Below are 15,342 nucleotides of genomic sequence, written 5' to 3' on the forward strand. Positions count from 1 at the left end.
ACGATGAGCAAAAAGATACTTATTATTTCGGCAAGTCCCCGTAAGGACGGCAACTCCGACCTCCTGTGCGACGAGTTCATGCGTGGCGCGCAGCAGAGCGGCCATGATGTGGAGAAGATCCGACTCTCGGAACGGCACATCAACTACTGCACCGGGTGTTGCTCCTGCGTCAGCGGGGGCGGAAAATGCGTCCAGAAGGACGACATGAACGACATCTTTCCCAAGGTGCTCGCCGCCGACGTCCTGGTTCTGGCCAGCCCGGTCTACTTCCGTTCCTTCAACGGTCAGATGAAGACCTTCATGGACAGGATCTGCCCTATTTACTCCAGGATCCACGACACCGAGGTCTACTTCATCGTGTCCGCCGCTGGAGGAAGCATCCCCGTGGAAAGCACCTTCATGAGCTTTCGGGTCTTCACCGGCTGCCTGGACGTCGAGGAGAAGGGAACCCTCGCTGTCACCGGCATCTGGGACGCGGGCGGAGTCAAGGGAACGCGAACCCTCAAAGAAGCATTTGAGATGGGCGTCAATCCCTGATTGTTTCGGGAAGATGCCCTCCCACTGCCGAACTAACCGGAGAGAGTGCCGATGTCAGGCGAACACGAAAAAGCGAAGAGTGGGCGGACGCCGGTTTGCCCCGAGCGCCGCGAGTTGCTCAAAGCCGGCGTGGCAATGGCCGTCGCCCCGGTGATAGCCGGGATGTCCGCCGTCGCCACGCCTTCAAGGGCGCAGGCCTCCGCCGACAGGAAGAGCAAGAAGGTGCTCATCATCTCGGCCACCCCCAGGGAGGAAGGCAACTCCGACATCCTCTGTGACGAATTCATGCGGGGCGCCAGGAAAGCCGGGCACGCCGTGGAGAAAATCCGGCTGTCGGAAAAGGACATCAACTTCTGCACCGGGTGCTGTTCCTGCATCTCCGATCCGGGCGCATGCGTCCAGGATGACGATATGGCGGAGATATTGGAGAAAGCCCTGGCCGCCGACGTCATGGTCCTGGCCAGTCCGGTCTATTTTCTCACGTTCAATGCGCGGATGAAGAACTTCATCGACCGATTCTGTCCCATCTATACCATGATCCGAGATCTGGACGTCTATTTCATCGCCTCGGCGGCGGGCGGCCAACGATCGGTGGACAGCGTCGTCCATGGCTTCAGGGTATTCACCGGATGTCTTTATGGAGCCAGGGAGAAAGGGGTTGTCGCGGCCACTGGTGTCTGGGACGAGGGCGGCATCAGGGGATCCCGCGTTCTTCATGACGCCTACCAAATGGGTTTTGATGCCTGAGCGCAGGAGGAATGGAGATGAAGGACAGCCTGTCTCGTCGGGATTTCATGGTAAAAGGGACCGTGGCACTTGGTGCGGCGGTCGCGTTTGAAGTAAGCGGGCTTGGCGGCAATGCAGTGCGGGCCGCTGAAGCCCTGGCCACGCAAGGAGCAAAGGAGAAAACCATGCCTCATATCAGCGTCAAGCTCTGGCCTGGCCGGTCGGAAGAAGACAAGAAGCGGCTCGCCGAAGCCATTGCCGAAGACGTCGTCAGGATTACAGGGTGCAGTGAGTCGTCCGTTTCGGTCTCCATTGAGGATGTCCCGTCGGAAGAGTGGAAAGAGAAGGTCTATGATCCGGAAATCCGGGGCAAGGAAGAATCTCTGTACAAGAAACCCGGATACTCGATGTAGGGGGAGCGATGAAAATCATTCTGAATCGTTTGATGATTGTCTTTGGAATCGCCGCGTGCGCTCTCATGGCATGCCTCGATTCGGGCGCGCTGGCATCGGACGGTCATGCGCTGCCCCTGTCGTCCATGAAGGTTGAGATTTCCTCGAATGGGAAGACGGCAACGTTTCAGCTCTATGATACGGCGGCAGCCAGGGAGTTTTACAACCAGCTGCCGCTCGAACTGGACCTGACCAATTTCCGCGATGCCCAGTGGATGTTCTACCCGCCCGAGAAGCTGAACGTGAAGGCGAACGAAGCCTATCACGACGGGAAGAAGGGAGAGCTGAGCTACTACGCGCCCTGGGGCGACGTCTTCATGCTCTACAAGGATTTTTACGCGGGCGATGAAATGCACCGGCTGGGCATCGGCCTGAGCGGCGTCGACGATATTGCCGCGATGTCGGGCAGCGCCGTCATACGAAAGATGGAACCACTTGCAGAAGAAAAGGAACAAACCATGCAGATCACTGTCACCGCAAACGGAAGCGCCATTGTATATGAACTCAACGACAGCCAGGCCTCCAAGGACCTTTACGCCCAACTGCCTCTGGAAATAGAAGTCGAGAATTACGGCAGCAATGAAAAGATATTCTATCCCCCCAAGAAGCTGAACACCTCCAATACGCCCCTGGTCAAGGGGGCCCAGCCGGGAACCCTGGCATACTACGCTCCGTGGGCCGACGTGGTCATGTTTTACGGCAGCTTCGGCTCGGCTTCGGGGCTGTATGAGCTGGGGCACGCCGTGAAAGGGACGGAAAGGATTCGCTCCCTGGGAGGCACCATTCGCATCGAGGCTGGTTCGTCCCGCTAGGCTCCGTTCTCCTTCGAGGCAGTCCGACCCCTTCGTGGGGTCATGACAAACGGCTTCCGGGTCCGCCGTGGTTCCATGCCGCGCGGCCGCGCTATGCTTTTGTCTACGGTTATACCGTCTCTCGCCGCAGGCACCCAAAGTGACGAGAGGGGGTATGCTCTCACACAATGATCATTTCGAGGTTTTTCAATGGAACAATTCAATGCGGGCTGGCTTTCTTTGCTGCCGCCGTGCATCACTATCATACTGGCTTTGCGGACCAAGGAGATCGTCTCTTCCCTGTTCATCGGGGTTCTGTCCGGCGCGCTCATCTATTGCGTCGGCATCGGCAACACTCCTTACCCCCTGAAAACGATAGAGGTCGCATTTCAGCTCATCGTCTCGAAGGTCGACTTCAACGTCATTGTCTTCGGTTCCCTGCTGGGAGCCCTTATCTACCTTGTGGCCGCCACCGGGGGCGCGAACGCCTACGCGCAATGGGCGACCAGGCGTATTAAAAGCAAGCGAAGCGCCTTGCTGGCCACTACGGGGTTGGGTCTGGTCATGTTCATCGACGATTATTTCAACTGCCTCTCGGTGGGCACCGTGATGCAGCCCGTCACGGACAAGTTTCGGGTCTCGCGCGCCAAGCTGGCCTATATCATCGATACGACGGCGGCTCCCGTATGCATCCTTGCCCCCCTGTCGAGCTGGGCCGTGGGAGTGGGGAGCAACATCAGGACAACCGGCGCGTTCGAGAGCGATTTCGGTGCGTTCGTCGCCACGATCCCGTGGAACTTTTACGCCATCCTTTCCCTGCTGGTGGTCGTGCTGGTCAGCTGGGGCGGGTTTGATATCGGTCCCATGCTGCGGGAAGAGGAGCAGGCCGAAGCTTCGGGAGTCACTTCAGGAGAGGGCGCCGAGGCGAGCAATGGAACGCCGTCAACAGCGGTTCAGGGCCGGATAATCGATATGCTCCTGCCCATCGGCAGCCTCATCCTCTTTGCCGTTCTCGCGCTGCTCTACACGGGCGGTTACTGGGGCGACGATCCCGCCCGCCATTCCCTTGGAGTGGCCTTCGGCAACTGTGACGCGGGGCGTGCCCTGGTCCTGGCCTCGTTCGGGTCTCTGGCCGTGGCCTTCCTGCTGTTTGTTCCGCGCGGCGTCCTGACGCTGGGCGAGTTCATGAACGGCGCGATGGAAGGCATCAAGACCATGCTGCCGTGCGTCATCGTCCTGGTGCTGGCCTGGGCAATGGGCGGCCTTTGTCGTGAACTGCTGCAGACGCCGCAATACATCGCCGAGATGATCGGCACGGGGGGGAGCATGACCTTTGCCCTTCCTGTTGTCTTCTTCGGCCTGGCGGGGTTCCTCAGCTTCAGCACCGGCACCTCCTGGGGCACGTTCGGCATTCTCATTCCCATCGCCGTGCCGCTGGTGCAGGCCCTTGAACCGTCGCTGGTGCTGGTCAGCCTCTCCGCAGTCCTGGCCGGGAGCGTGTTCGGCGATCACAGCTCGCCCATTTCAGATACGACCATTCTCTCCAGCGCCAACGCGGGCTGCCCGCTCATCGAGCACGTCTCCACGCAAATGCCGTATGCCACCGTGGCCTTTGTGGGCAGTGGAGCCGGATACCTGGTGGCGGGTATAACCGGGGGACAGCTGATTCCCAGCTTTGCTGCGGGGCTGCTGGTGACGATAGGCTGTCTGGTCGCATTGCGCGGCAGGCGGCGCGCGATCATTGGCCGGAGCCTGTTGCAGAGCAGGGCGTCCTAGCTTCGGAGATGGATTGATGCAAAAGAGAATGCTTGGAAAGGACGGTCTGGAGGTCTCGGCCCTTGGTTTGGGCTGCATGGGGCTCAGCTTTGCCCAGGGCCCGGCCCTGGACAGGAAAGAGGCCGTGGCCCTGATACGCAAGGCCTGCGAGAGCGGGGTGACGTTCTTTGACACCGCTGAAGTGTATGGCCCGTATGTGAACGAGGAGGTGGTGGGCGAGGCTCTGGCCCCATTCAGGAGCGAGGTGAGCATCGCCACCAAGTTCGGCGTCCGGTTCGAAGACGGCAGGCAGACCCCCGACAGCAGGCCCGAGACCATCCGTGCCTCGGTGGAGGGTTCGCTGCGACGTCTTCGGGTGGAAACCATAGACCTGTACTATCAGCATCGTGTGGACCCGGATGTGCCGATCGAAGACGTGGCCGGAACCGTGAAGGAGCTTATGGCCCAGGGCAAGGTCCGACATTGGGGGCTTTCGGAACCGGGAGTGGCGACCGTCCGCCGCGCTCACGCCGAGCTCCCGCTGTGCGCGGTGCAAAGCGAATATTCCATGATGTGGCGACAGCCCGAAGAGGAATTGTTTCCCGCCCTCGAAGAGCTGGGTATCGGGCTTGTCCCGTTCAGCCCGTTGGGCAAGGGGTTCCTCACCGGTCGTTTCGACAGGACGTCGACCTTCGGCAAAGACGATTTTCGCTCCATCGTTCCCCGTTTTCTGCCGGAAAATCTGGATGCCAACCAGGTGTTGGTCAGACTGGTCGCGGAAACCGCAGCGGAAAAGGAAGCCACGCCCGCCCAGATCGCCCTGGCCTGGGTACTGGCTCGGAAGCCGTGGATCGTGCCCATCCCGGGAACGAAGAATCAACAGAGATTACAGGAAAACCTGGGGGCGGCCGCCGTCGTGTTGACCGATCATGACATGCAAAGGATTGATGCCGCGCTCTCCGGTATCAATGTCGTCGGGGACCGCTATCCCGAACAGCTTGCAAAGCAGGTCGGAAAATAATTTTACAGGAGTCCGGCAGGGGCGATATCAGCCCCGGCCATGCCGATACGTCTCGACCACAACAGACCAGGATAAATACAATTGGATACCCTTCGAAAAAATATAGGCTTCATCGCGGCGACGCTGTCCATGCTGACGGCCTTTGCCGCGTCCGCCACCCCGATTCCGCTCTATGACGTCTATCGCCGCGCGGAAGGATTGACCTACGCGGATCTCGCCCTGACCGCAGTGGTGTACTTCATCGGTGCCATCACGGCGTTGCTCATATTCGGCCGCATCTCCAATCATCTTGGGAGGAAACCGGTCACTTTCATCGCCTTTGCCCTCGCGGCCATGGCCAGCCTCATCCTGCTGGACGTGGACAGCGCGCTTCCGCTGATACTCGCCCGTCTGCTGCTCGGCCTGTCTTGCGGGTTGGCCTCCAGCGCCATCGCGGCCTATGTCGTGGACAGCGCTCCGCCGTCCCTGAGTTGGCTGTCAGCAGTGATTGTGGGCAACTCCCCCATGGTAGGGCTGACCCTGGGCGCATTGTCGTCAGGCGTGCTTGTGGAGTACGCCCCGTACCCACGGATGCTTTGTTATCTGGTAGTTCTTGTCGAAGTGGCAGTGGCTGCCGTGCTGGTCTTTTTGGGCAAGGAGACGGTAGAGCGCAAGCCAGGGCTGGTGGCCTCGTTTCGTCCGGCCTTTTCCCTGCCCCAGGCTGACCGGCGGCTGTACCCCATTTCCGCCTGTCTTTTCGTTTCAACGTGGGCTCTCGGCGGGTTCTTTCAGGCCTATGGGCCGTCCATAGCCGCAGACCAGCTCGGATCGCAGAGTACGATAACGGCAGCCCTCGTGTTTTCGTCTTTCCTGCTCCCCAGCGCCATCGGGGGCCCGCTCTCGGCACGGCTTTCCCCCGCCAGGGCGCAGCGTTACGGGATAACGGTCTTTGTCCTTGCGGTCGGTGGCATTCTTTACTCCGTACAGACGTCCATGATCGCCATCTTTTTTGTCATGAGCGCCATCGCGGGAGCGGCACAGGGGGTAGCGCTGACGGGAAGCATCCGTTCCCTGCTTGACGGTATCGGCCCCCAGGATCGCGCCGGCGTTTTGTCTTTGATCTATGCGACGTCATACACCGGCGCCGCGGTAACCAGCTTCATGGCTGGGCAGTTGTCCAAGTTCATGAGTATGTTTCAATTGCTGCTCTGCTACGAGGGGTTGGCGATCATCGCTTGCGTCATCACTCTCGTCTTTGCGCGCAATCCCCGGCACTAAACCGGAAAAGGGCTTGTGCCGTCTCGTTGTTTCAGACATGCAGTAAACTGCAGGGAAAGAGGATATGAAAGTGTTATATAAAGCCATGGTCATCGGTTGCCCGCTGATCGCATTGCTGGCGGTCTCCGGCTGTCTCTATCTCGGACAGGAAAAATTCGGGAGGCTCCCTCAGGGCGAGCGGCTGAAACGCGTATCCCAGTCGTCCAACTATCAGGGCGGCACGTTTCACAACCGTGAGCCCATCGTTGACGTTGTCGAGGGGGGAGGGGGACTCGGCCTGTGGCTGCAGTTCCTGCTGCGCGACGGAGACGGATTGACGCCGCCTGAGGCCATCCCTGTGGTCAAGACCGACCTCAAGGCACTCGCTCCGGAAGAGGACGTGGTGATCTGGCTCGGGCACTCCTCCTATTTCATCAGGCTCGGCGGCAAGACCGTTCTTGTCGATCCGGTCTTCAGCGATTACGCCTCGCCGGTGTCCTTCTCGACGCGCGCATTCGAGGGCACTACCTTCTACACGGCGGAAGACATGCCGTACATCGACTACCTGCTCATTTCCCACGATCATTGGGACCATCTGGATTATGATACCGTGGCCGCCCTCAGGCCAAAGGTCGGGCACGTGGTCACCGGCCTGGGGGTCGGCGAGCATTTCGCCAGGTGGGGGTTCCCGGACGGAATGGTGCGCGAAGCCGACTGGGATGATGCCGTTGAATTGGATGAAGGGTTCACCATCCACGTTTTGACCGCACGCCACTTTTCAGGGCGGCTGTTTGACCGCAACCGGACCCTGTGGGTCTCGTTCGCCCTGGAGACGCCGTCGCGGCGCATCTTCTACAGCGGCGACAGCGGATACGGTTCCCATTTCAAGGCGATCGGGGAGCGGTTCGGCGGCTTCGATCTCGTGATGCTCGACAGCGGCCAGTACAACAGTCAATGGCCGTATGTGCACATGATGCCTGAACAGGCCGCCCAGGCGGCGGAGGATCTGCAAGCCAGGGCCGCGCTGCCGTCGCATGCAGGCCGGTTCAGCATCGCGTTTCATTCATGGGACGAGCCTTTCAGGAGATTCGCCAAGGCGAGCGAGGGGAAGTCATACCGGCTCATCACTCCGAAGATTGGGGAGCAAGTCACCCTTGCCGGAAAGAAAAAGGCGTTCACCCGTTGGTGGGAGTAATTTGTGTGCCATGTCCCATTATCGACATGGAACTCTTCGTCTTTGCTTTGATAGTCCGGCCCCTTGTCGATGAAAGTGCGTAGCATGCATACGAATAGAACCCATGGAGAATCTTTTGCAATACAGGAAAATGCCGGGTAGCCGCGATGCGCTTTCCATTCTCGGATATGGCTGCATGCGCTTTCCCATGGCTGATGGAAAGATTGATGAGGATCGTGCAATCGCCCAGATTCGTATGGCCATTGATGGCGGGGTCAACTATCTCGACACAGCCTGGTCGTATCACGACGGACAGAGCGAACCTCTGCTAGGCAGGGCGCTTGGGGAAGGCTACCGCAGGAAGGTAAACATCGCCACCAAGCTGCCGACATGGCTCGTCGAGAGCCGCAAGGACATGGATCGGTTCCTGGATGCGCAGTTGGAGAGGCTTGGCGTCGACCATATCGATTACTATCTGATTCATGCTCTGTCCGGGGCCTCCTGGAAAGCTGTCGAACAACTTGGCGTCAGGGATTTCCTTGATACGGCCCAAAGGGACGGCCGTATCGTCAATCCCGGTTTTTCCTTTCACGGGCTTTATGAGGATTTCCGCACCATTGTGGACGCCTACCCATGGAAGTTTTGCCAGATTCAATACAATTATCTGGATACGGATTTTCAGGCAGGCACAAGAGGGCTCGAATATGCGGCCTCCAAGGGATTGGGAGTGGTCGTCATGGAGCCCCTGCGCGGAGGCAATCTCGGCATGACCCCTCCTCCGGCCGTTGCCGAGATCTGGGATTCGGCCAAGACCAGGAGGCCCCCAGTGGAATGGGCCTTGCGCTGGTTGTGGAACCATCCTGAAGTGACGGTGGTGCTCTCCGGCATGAATGAAGAAGAGCATATCCGGCAAAACACGGCCATCGCATCGGAGGCCGCGCCCGACTCGCTCACCGAAGAGGAGTTGGGGCTGGTTCAACAGGCTGCGGGGACATTTCGCAAGCTCATGCAGGTGGGGTGTACCGGGTGCGGATACTGCCTGCCGTGCCCAGAGGGCGTTCAGATACCCACCTGCTTCGATTTCTTTAACAAACTATACCTGTTCGGCGACACGGAAGAGGCGAAGTACATGTACAACTCCTTTGCCCATGCCAACCGGCACCGAAGGTCGGGCTTTGCTTCGCAATGTGTGGCGTGTGGACAGTGTCTGGAAAAATGCCCCCAGGGTCTCAACATTCCTGAAGCGCTCAGCCGGGTGGCTGCTGAGATGGGAAAATAGCGCGCCCCTGATCCTCGAGAGTGGATCGTTGCGGTCCGGTACTCCTGAAATGGGCCAGTCAAACCCGCAGCAGTCAGCTCCTAGCGGAAATCCGCAGGGCTGAGTCCGTAATTCTTCAGCCGGGAGTAGATGGTGACGCGCGATACCCCGAGACTGTTGGCCGCTTCCCTCACGTTGCCGTTTACCCGTCGCAGGGTTTCGATCAGGTCATTCTTCTTTTGGTCCCGTATCGTGGGTGCCGCCTGTATCGGCGCATGGCGTTCGGGCACATTTTCCGTGGCCGTGTGTTTGTCCCTGACCGCCATTCTGAAGCTCTGAGGAAGATCTCCCAATTCGATATTGGGGCCTCGGGCCATTACGGCCACACGCTCCATGAGGTTCTCCAGCTCACGGACGTTGCCTGGCCAGTCGTATGATTCGATGCAGGCGAGCACTTCGGGTGAGATGGAGATGGGGCCCTTGTTCAGCCCTTTCGAGGACTTGTTGAGAAAGAACTGCGCGAGATCGGCGATGTCGCCGAACCGGTCCCGCAGGGGTGGGACGTCGATAACGAGCACGTGCAGCCGATAATACAGGTCGCGGCGGAAGGTGCCGTTCTCCACCGCCTCGGCCAGGTTCCGGTGTGTGGCGGCGATCACCCGCACGTCCACCCGGCAGGCCTGCTTGCCGCCGACCCGGGTTACCTCGCCTTCCTGAAGGACGCGCAACAGGTTGACCTGTGCGCTCAGGGACATGTCTCCGATTTCGTCCAGGAACAGCGTGCCCCCGTCGGCCAGTTCGAATTTGCCGGGAGCGCCGGTCCTTGCCGCTCCGGTGAACGCTCCGGCCTCGTAGCCGAAGAGTTCGCTCTGCACCAGGTCGCGGGGGATGGCCCCGCAGTTGACCACGATAAAAGGCTGGTTGCGGCGTGCGCTCTCGTTGTGGATGGCCTGCGCTATGAGCTCCTTGCCCACGCCGCTCTCGCCGAGGACCAGGGTGGTCAGGGAGTTTTCCCCGGCCTTGCGCGCAACCTGCATGGCCTCCTGCATGGATACGGATTGGCCGATGATGTTGGAAAAATCATAGATGGCCTTGGCGCCGGTCAACTGGTTGGCCAAAGTGTGGGCGCGTCGGCGTTCGCTCATGGTGATGCACAGCCCGCCTTCGGGGGTTGGGGACGATGTGTACAGACTGCGCAGGAGTGTCCCGTCGGCAAGGCGCAGGACGATCTCTCCGTTGACGGTCCCCTTGCCCAGCGGAAACGGGGTCTTGTTCGAGTCCTCCCGTGTGGCTATTTGGGAGAAATCCGTTCCTTCCATGTCCGCGAAGACGTGCAGGAGTTTTTTGGCGGACCGGTTCATCATCCGGACCGCGCCCTGGTTGTCCAGGGCCACCACCGCCTCGCCCAGGATATCCATAACCGTCTGCTGTTCATGCAGCAGGCTGCGCAGGTTCATCTGTTCCGAGATGGCCTTGGCCCCTGCGATGACCAGTCCGAATGTGTGGTGATGGAACAGATTGCGCTCGATAATCAGCGACAGGGCGCCCACGTAGGCCCCGTTGTGAAAGACCGGAGCCGAGGCGCAGGCCCAGTCGTCGTAAAAGGAATTATAGTGCTCGCTTCCCAGCACGCAGACCGGGATTTTTTCCTCCAGGCACAGGCCCATGGAGGTCGTGCCGTCGATGGTCTCCCTACTGATCGCGCCTCGCTTCGGCGATAGCGTGTTTTCGCTGCTGCCCGTGCCGAGCACGTGCAGGTAGACACCATCCGTATCCGTAAGCGTGATGAAGTTTTTCGACGGGCGGATGCTTTCCAGCAATTCTTCCATGATCCGCTTGGCGGTTTCGAGAAAAGCGCTGTTGCGTTGCAGAATGGGGTAGAATTCGTCGGGAGAGAGAAAGGAGTTGTTTGCGCCGACATGCGGAACCTTGGCCGCCTTGGCACGCTTCCAGGAACGCAGGATGTAGGGCCGAACGCTATGAAGGGGAATCTCTTTCCCCTTGCGGTATGCTTCCCTGGTCTCCCTGATCTCTTTCCAGAATTCCGGGGACGGGCAGGCTTGCGTGGCGGGATCGCCCACATCGGTAGATGAGTCCCAATTGTTTTCCGCAGGAAAAAAATCGAGCGTATATTCGTGCATGGTCTCAACCTGTATGTTTAGACTACGCACGATATTGTCTCCCGCCACGCATTTGGTCAATACTTTACAGCGATTTTATTGTCATTATGCCGGTTCCTGCACAGCAGCCCTCTGCTTCAGGCTGGCCAGGGCAAGGACGATTCCCAGGACGACGCCGAGGGCGGCGGCGAAGAGCACGCGTGCTTCGGGGGGCAGCATGAACGTAATGGTGTGGGCCGGAATCCAGAAGAACGGAATGGTCTTCTTGAACACGAATCCCCAGAGCTGGTCCCAGTTCATCTGTCGGAGCAGACCGGAGATGTCAGGCGCGCTGAAGAAGCGGCCGAAGGAACCGCCGGTCTCGCTGATGTGCATGTTGGCCACGCCATGGGCGATCATGAACAGCGGGGCGAACAGGAGGTTGTTCAGCGTGCTGATGCTGAAGGCGATACCGAGCTGAGTCCCGAAGGACGGCTCCGCAGTCAGATCCATGGAGAAGAGCTGGCCCAGAACCAGGGGGGTGCCGGTCGCGAAGATCACGAAGGCCACGTGAATGACGATACCGATGAATCCCCAGACCAGGAACCTGGGTGCCAGGCCGAAGCCGGGACGAACGTAGCGCTTGTCGGTGATGCGCAGCCCCAGGGTTTCACCCAGGGTACAGAGCACCGCGAATTTCATAAAACTCATGATGAACGGGTGGGCGACGGAAAATTGGCCCAACGGCTCAGTGATGGCAGGGACGAAAAAATATATGCCGATGGCGGCAAGGACTGCCAGGGAGACGATTGCATCTGAAAGTTTCATCAGGCTCTCCTTTTCTGGTGGCGCGGCAGGGCGGCGCTAGCCGCTGCCGCCGGGGGCTGGCTCCCGGCCGCCGCCCCGTGCGACGGCCGGGATGAGGTGCATTGGCAGAACGCCAACAGGTTAATGCGGTTTTACCAGCACTTGCGGTACAGTGCTTCGATCTCCGGGATGCTCGGAACCCTGGGGTTCGTGGGCGTGGAAACCTCGTTCAGCGCGTCCTTGGACAGGGCGGCGATATCGGCTTCGTTTATCTTGGCGCCGATGCGGGAGGCCGCATCGGAGATGCTGCTGGGGATGTTCACATCGTCGTTGAGGCGCTGCAGGGCTTCCACTGCGGCGTCTTCGGGGTTCGGGCCGAGGTCGGTCATGCCGCTGGCCAGGGCGATTTCCGCCAGCTTTTCCCGGCAGGCCAGCTTGTTGAAGTCGATGATCGTGGGCAGGAGCAGGGCGTTGGCGTCGCCGTGAGCGATATTGTAGAAGGCGCTCAGGGGGTGGGCCATGGAGTGAACCAGGCCCAGTCCACCGTTACTGAAGGCGATGCCGGCCATGGTCTGGGCGTAGGCCATTTTTTCACGGGCCTCGATGTCATTGCCGTTGGCGACGGCCCTGCGGAGGTACTTGAAGATGAGCTTGATGGCGCCGATGGCCATGGCGTCGGTGTACTCCGAGGCGGCTACCGAGATGAAGGCTTCGACGGCGTGGGTCATGGCGTCCATGCCGGTGGCCGCAGTGATGAAGGGCGGCAGGCCGACCATGAGCTGCGGATCGATGATGGCCGCGTTGGGCAGGAGCTTGCCGTCCAGCAGCACCATCTTCCAGTGGTGGTCGCCCTTGGTGTTGGTGATGACTGCGGCGCAGGTGGATTCCGAGCCGGTGCCCGCCGTGGTCGGCACGGCGATGTAGAACGGCAGCGGAGCCTTGAGCAGGCCCATGCCACGATATTCGTCGATGGTGCCGCCGCTGGTGGCGAGCACGCCACAGCCCTTGGCGGTGTCCATGGAGCTGCCGCCGCCCATGCCGATCAGGCAGTCGCAGCCTTCCTTCTGGTACATGGCGTAAGCCTCACCCACGTTGTCGTCTGTGGGGTTGGGAACCGTGCCGTCGTACAGGGCATAGGAAATGCCGGCTTCGTCCAGGATATCTTGGAGCCGCTTGGCCAACCCGACCTTGACGATGCCCTTGTCCGTCACAATGAGAGGTTTCTTCAAACCGTTGCCGGAAATGAGTTCCGGGGATTGGGCAAGGGAACCGGCGCCGGTGAACAGGATGTCGGCCATCTGGAAAGCGGTCACATTAGACATAAGAACCTCGTTTGTTGATGTTTTTGGGAACGGTTATTCCACAACGCGGCAAGCTTGCAGCCCCTGCCGCGTGAACTAGCACAAGGGTGGGCTACATGGTCAACACCTGGCGCAACTCTTCGTCGGCCAGATCGAACACATGGCCCGTCTGCTCCAAGGGTTCCGTGTAAAAATAATCTGGCAGGCGGTCGTCCTTTTCGGTGAAACCGGCCTCCAGATTGAAACGTCTCTCAAGGGACAGGGTGTTCACGGCTATTCCCATGAGCCTGTCGATATCCCACTCGCCGCCGATCTTGGCGCCGACCATGTTGGCGAGCAGCTGGATGTTTGCCGGGTCCTCCATGACCACGCCCGCGAAGAGGCAGAGGCCGAGACAGTCGAGCAGGGTGAAGCCGATCTGGCAATTGCGGGAATCCTCGATCTTGCCCGCCTTGTCGGCCGGGTCGCCGGGGCAGGAAACCGTGTTGCCCGCCGTGTGGTCGGCACCCATGGGCGAGGTGGCGTAGGTAATGCCCGTGCCCTTGAGGGCGCGGGGATCGTAAGCGGCCATGGACTGGCCCTTGACCACGGGAACGCGGGTCACGCCGAGCTCCTTGCCCGTCGCGGCCGCGCCGTTGCCCAGGATGCGCCCGAAGGGCGTGCCTTCGACCATCTCACCGACCAGCGCCAGGGCGTCATTGCAGTTGCCGAATTCGGCCTTGCCCGCTTCCATGGCCACTGCCAGAGCGCATCCCGTGTCCATGGTGTCCACGCCCAGGTCGTCGCAGGCCCTGTCGATGCTCGCAACCACATCGATGTCGTCGAGGCCGCAGTTGGCCCCGACAAGGCCGATGGTCTCGTACTCGAAGCCCGAGGTGAGATATTCGCCGGAGGCGTCATTGTAGATCTGCGAACACTGTATGATGCAGCCGCTGTGGCATTTGTGCGTCATCACACCGCCCCGCGGTCCCTGAAGTTCGGCGATTTTTTCACCGCTGATGGCCGAAGAGTGTTCAAAGCTCCCTGCCTTGTAGTTGCGGGTGGGGAGCACGCCCATGCCGTTCATGGCTTCGACCAGCATCGGAGTGCCGAGGGCGGGAAGCCCCTGACCGGTGAAGGGATGCTCCTTGAGGGCCTTGACGTATTGGCGGCTGTTTTCGAGAAATGTCTTCTTGTCCACGTACTCGGTCTGCTGCCTGGCGCCGGGCTTGATGACGATGGCCTTGAGCCCCTTGGAGCCCATGACGGCGCCGAGTCCGCCTCGTCCGGCGGCACGGCTGGGGTGACCTTCCATATCGGCCACCTGGATGCTGGAGGCGGCGTACCCGCGCTCTCCGGCGCAACCGATGGATGCCGAGCCGATGTCTTCGCCGAAGTCTGCGCGCAGGGCGTCGGACAGTTGGTAGTTGTTCATTCCGCGGTATTTGGAGGCGTCAATGAGTTGTGCCTCGCCGTCCGTAATCACGGCCACGTACCACGCGTCGTTTTCGGCTTTGCCTTCCACCACCAGCGCCTTGACGCCTGTCGCCATGAGCTTTTGCGCAAAGGTACCGCCGGCATTGGATTCCTTGATAGTCCCGGTGAGGGGGCTCTTGGCGCCTATGGACAGCCGCCCGGAACACGGGGCCGTGGTCCCGCCGAGTATGCCCGAACTGAAAATGAGCTTGTTGGAGGGGCCGAGAGGATCGCACGTGGGGGGTACTTCGTCGGTCAGGATGGCGGCGTTCAGTCCTCTTCCGCCCAGTGCAGCATATCGCGCGTCGACAGGGTCGCTGGAGGCGGTCAGCTGCGTCATGTTGATACGAATCATGGTTTCCATAAGTTCTCCCTTTTCGAGTAACCTGTCTTGGAGAGGCGACGTTCCGGCTTCGTGTGCGCGGCGGGCCGCTCTCCTTTTGACTCCCCAAAAAGCAAGGGATATGCCAAAATGGTAAAATAGTTTAACTATCTAAAATTATTACATTTAGTATCATGCTCAGTATAGCATGTTACGCTGACATGTTAATTCTATTGCTTACATGTAAATGACATGTAAACCCATTTGAGCCTCCCCCTTACACTCGAAGTTGGTCGTTCCCCGGGGTGCGGGTCCGGGACCGCCTCGGCCCCGGACCCGCGTTAGACAGGTACACTTAAGGAATATTGCCAGGTTCATCAGACGCTCTATGCAATCCCGCCTGTCGCG

13 protein-coding genes are annotated in these 15,342 nt (G+C 59.9%); 9 read left to right on the plus strand and 4 right to left on the minus strand.

Annotated elements, in window-relative coordinates; all coding sequences use genetic code 11:
- Positions 1 to 3 precede the first annotated feature (3 nt).
- The 9 genes from GM415_RS09060 (at position 4) to GM415_RS09100 (ending at position 8,971) form a co-directional block, all read left to right on the plus strand.
- Complete coding sequence (locus GM415_RS09060) at positions 4 to 537, plus strand: flavodoxin family protein (RefSeq protein ID WP_158947491.1); 534 nt, start codon at positions 4 to 6, stop codon at positions 535 to 537.
- Positions 538 to 588: 51 nt separating this feature from the next.
- Entirely contained in the window at positions 589 to 1,284 is a 696-nt protein-coding gene (locus GM415_RS09065; RefSeq protein WP_242012215.1) for a flavodoxin family protein, read from the plus strand.
- Between the two features lie 17 nt (positions 1,285 to 1,301).
- The gene (locus GM415_RS17970; protein ID WP_199244276.1) at positions 1,302 to 1,676 is read left to right on the plus strand and encodes a tautomerase family protein; all 375 of its coding nucleotides are present in this window, start codon (positions 1,302 to 1,304) and stop codon (positions 1,674 to 1,676) included.
- A gap of 8 nt (positions 1,677 to 1,684) precedes the next feature.
- Positions 1,685 to 2,527: a cyclophilin-like fold protein gene (locus GM415_RS09075; protein ID WP_199244277.1), complete on the plus strand. Its 843-nt coding sequence runs from the start codon at positions 1,685 to 1,687 to the stop codon at positions 2,525 to 2,527.
- 189 nt (positions 2,528 to 2,716) lie between these two features.
- Positions 2,717 to 4,282, plus strand: coding sequence for a Na+/H+ antiporter NhaC family protein (locus GM415_RS09080; RefSeq protein WP_158947492.1), 1,566 nt, complete (start codon positions 2,717 to 2,719; stop codon positions 4,280 to 4,282).
- 16 nt (positions 4,283 to 4,298) lie between these two features.
- The gene (locus GM415_RS09085; protein WP_158947493.1) at positions 4,299 to 5,282 is read left to right on the plus strand and encodes an aldo/keto reductase; all 984 of its coding nucleotides are present in this window, start codon (positions 4,299 to 4,301) and stop codon (positions 5,280 to 5,282) included.
- Positions 5,283 to 5,363: 81 nt separating this feature from the next.
- Complete coding sequence (locus GM415_RS09090; protein ID WP_158947494.1) at positions 5,364 to 6,539, plus strand: MFS transporter; 1,176 nt, start codon at positions 5,364 to 5,366, stop codon at positions 6,537 to 6,539.
- A gap of 64 nt (positions 6,540 to 6,603) precedes the next feature.
- Positions 6,604 to 7,713, plus strand: a complete 1,110-nt coding sequence (locus tag GM415_RS09095; protein WP_242012216.1) for an MBL fold metallo-hydrolase — start codon at positions 6,604 to 6,606, stop codon at positions 7,711 to 7,713.
- Between the two features lie 115 nt (positions 7,714 to 7,828).
- On the plus strand, positions 7,829 to 8,971 hold the full coding sequence (locus GM415_RS09100; protein WP_158947495.1) for an aldo/keto reductase: 1,143 nt from the start codon (positions 7,829 to 7,831) through the stop codon (positions 8,969 to 8,971).
- Between the two features lie 80 nt (positions 8,972 to 9,051).
- Here GM415_RS09100 and GM415_RS09105 read toward each other — a convergent pair whose 3' ends face one another.
- The 4 genes from GM415_RS09105 to GM415_RS09120 form a co-directional block, all read right to left on the minus strand.
- Entirely contained in the window at positions 9,052 to 11,091 is a 2,040-nt protein-coding gene (locus GM415_RS09105) for a sigma-54-dependent Fis family transcriptional regulator (RefSeq protein ID WP_158947496.1), read from the minus strand.
- Between the two features lie 84 nt (positions 11,092 to 11,175).
- Entirely contained in the window at positions 11,176 to 11,877 is a 702-nt protein-coding gene (locus tag GM415_RS09110; RefSeq protein WP_158947497.1) for an Mpv17/PMP22 family protein, read from the minus strand.
- Between the two features lie 131 nt (positions 11,878 to 12,008).
- A complete protein-coding gene (locus GM415_RS09115; protein ID WP_158947498.1) occupies positions 12,009 to 13,178 on the minus strand; it encodes an iron-containing alcohol dehydrogenase in 1,170 nt (389 codons plus the stop codon).
- 91 nt (positions 13,179 to 13,269) lie between these two features.
- Positions 13,270 to 14,976 carry an aldehyde ferredoxin oxidoreductase family protein gene (locus GM415_RS09120; RefSeq protein WP_158947499.1) on the minus strand — a complete coding sequence of 569 codons (1,707 nt, stop codon included), beginning with the start codon at positions 14,974 to 14,976 and terminating at the stop codon, positions 13,270 to 13,272.
- Positions 14,977 to 15,342 lie beyond the last annotated feature (366 nt).

This window comes from Pseudodesulfovibrio cashew, assembly GCF_009762795.1.
GTDB lineage: Bacteria > Desulfobacterota > Desulfovibrionia > Desulfovibrionales > Desulfovibrionaceae > Pseudodesulfovibrio > Pseudodesulfovibrio cashew.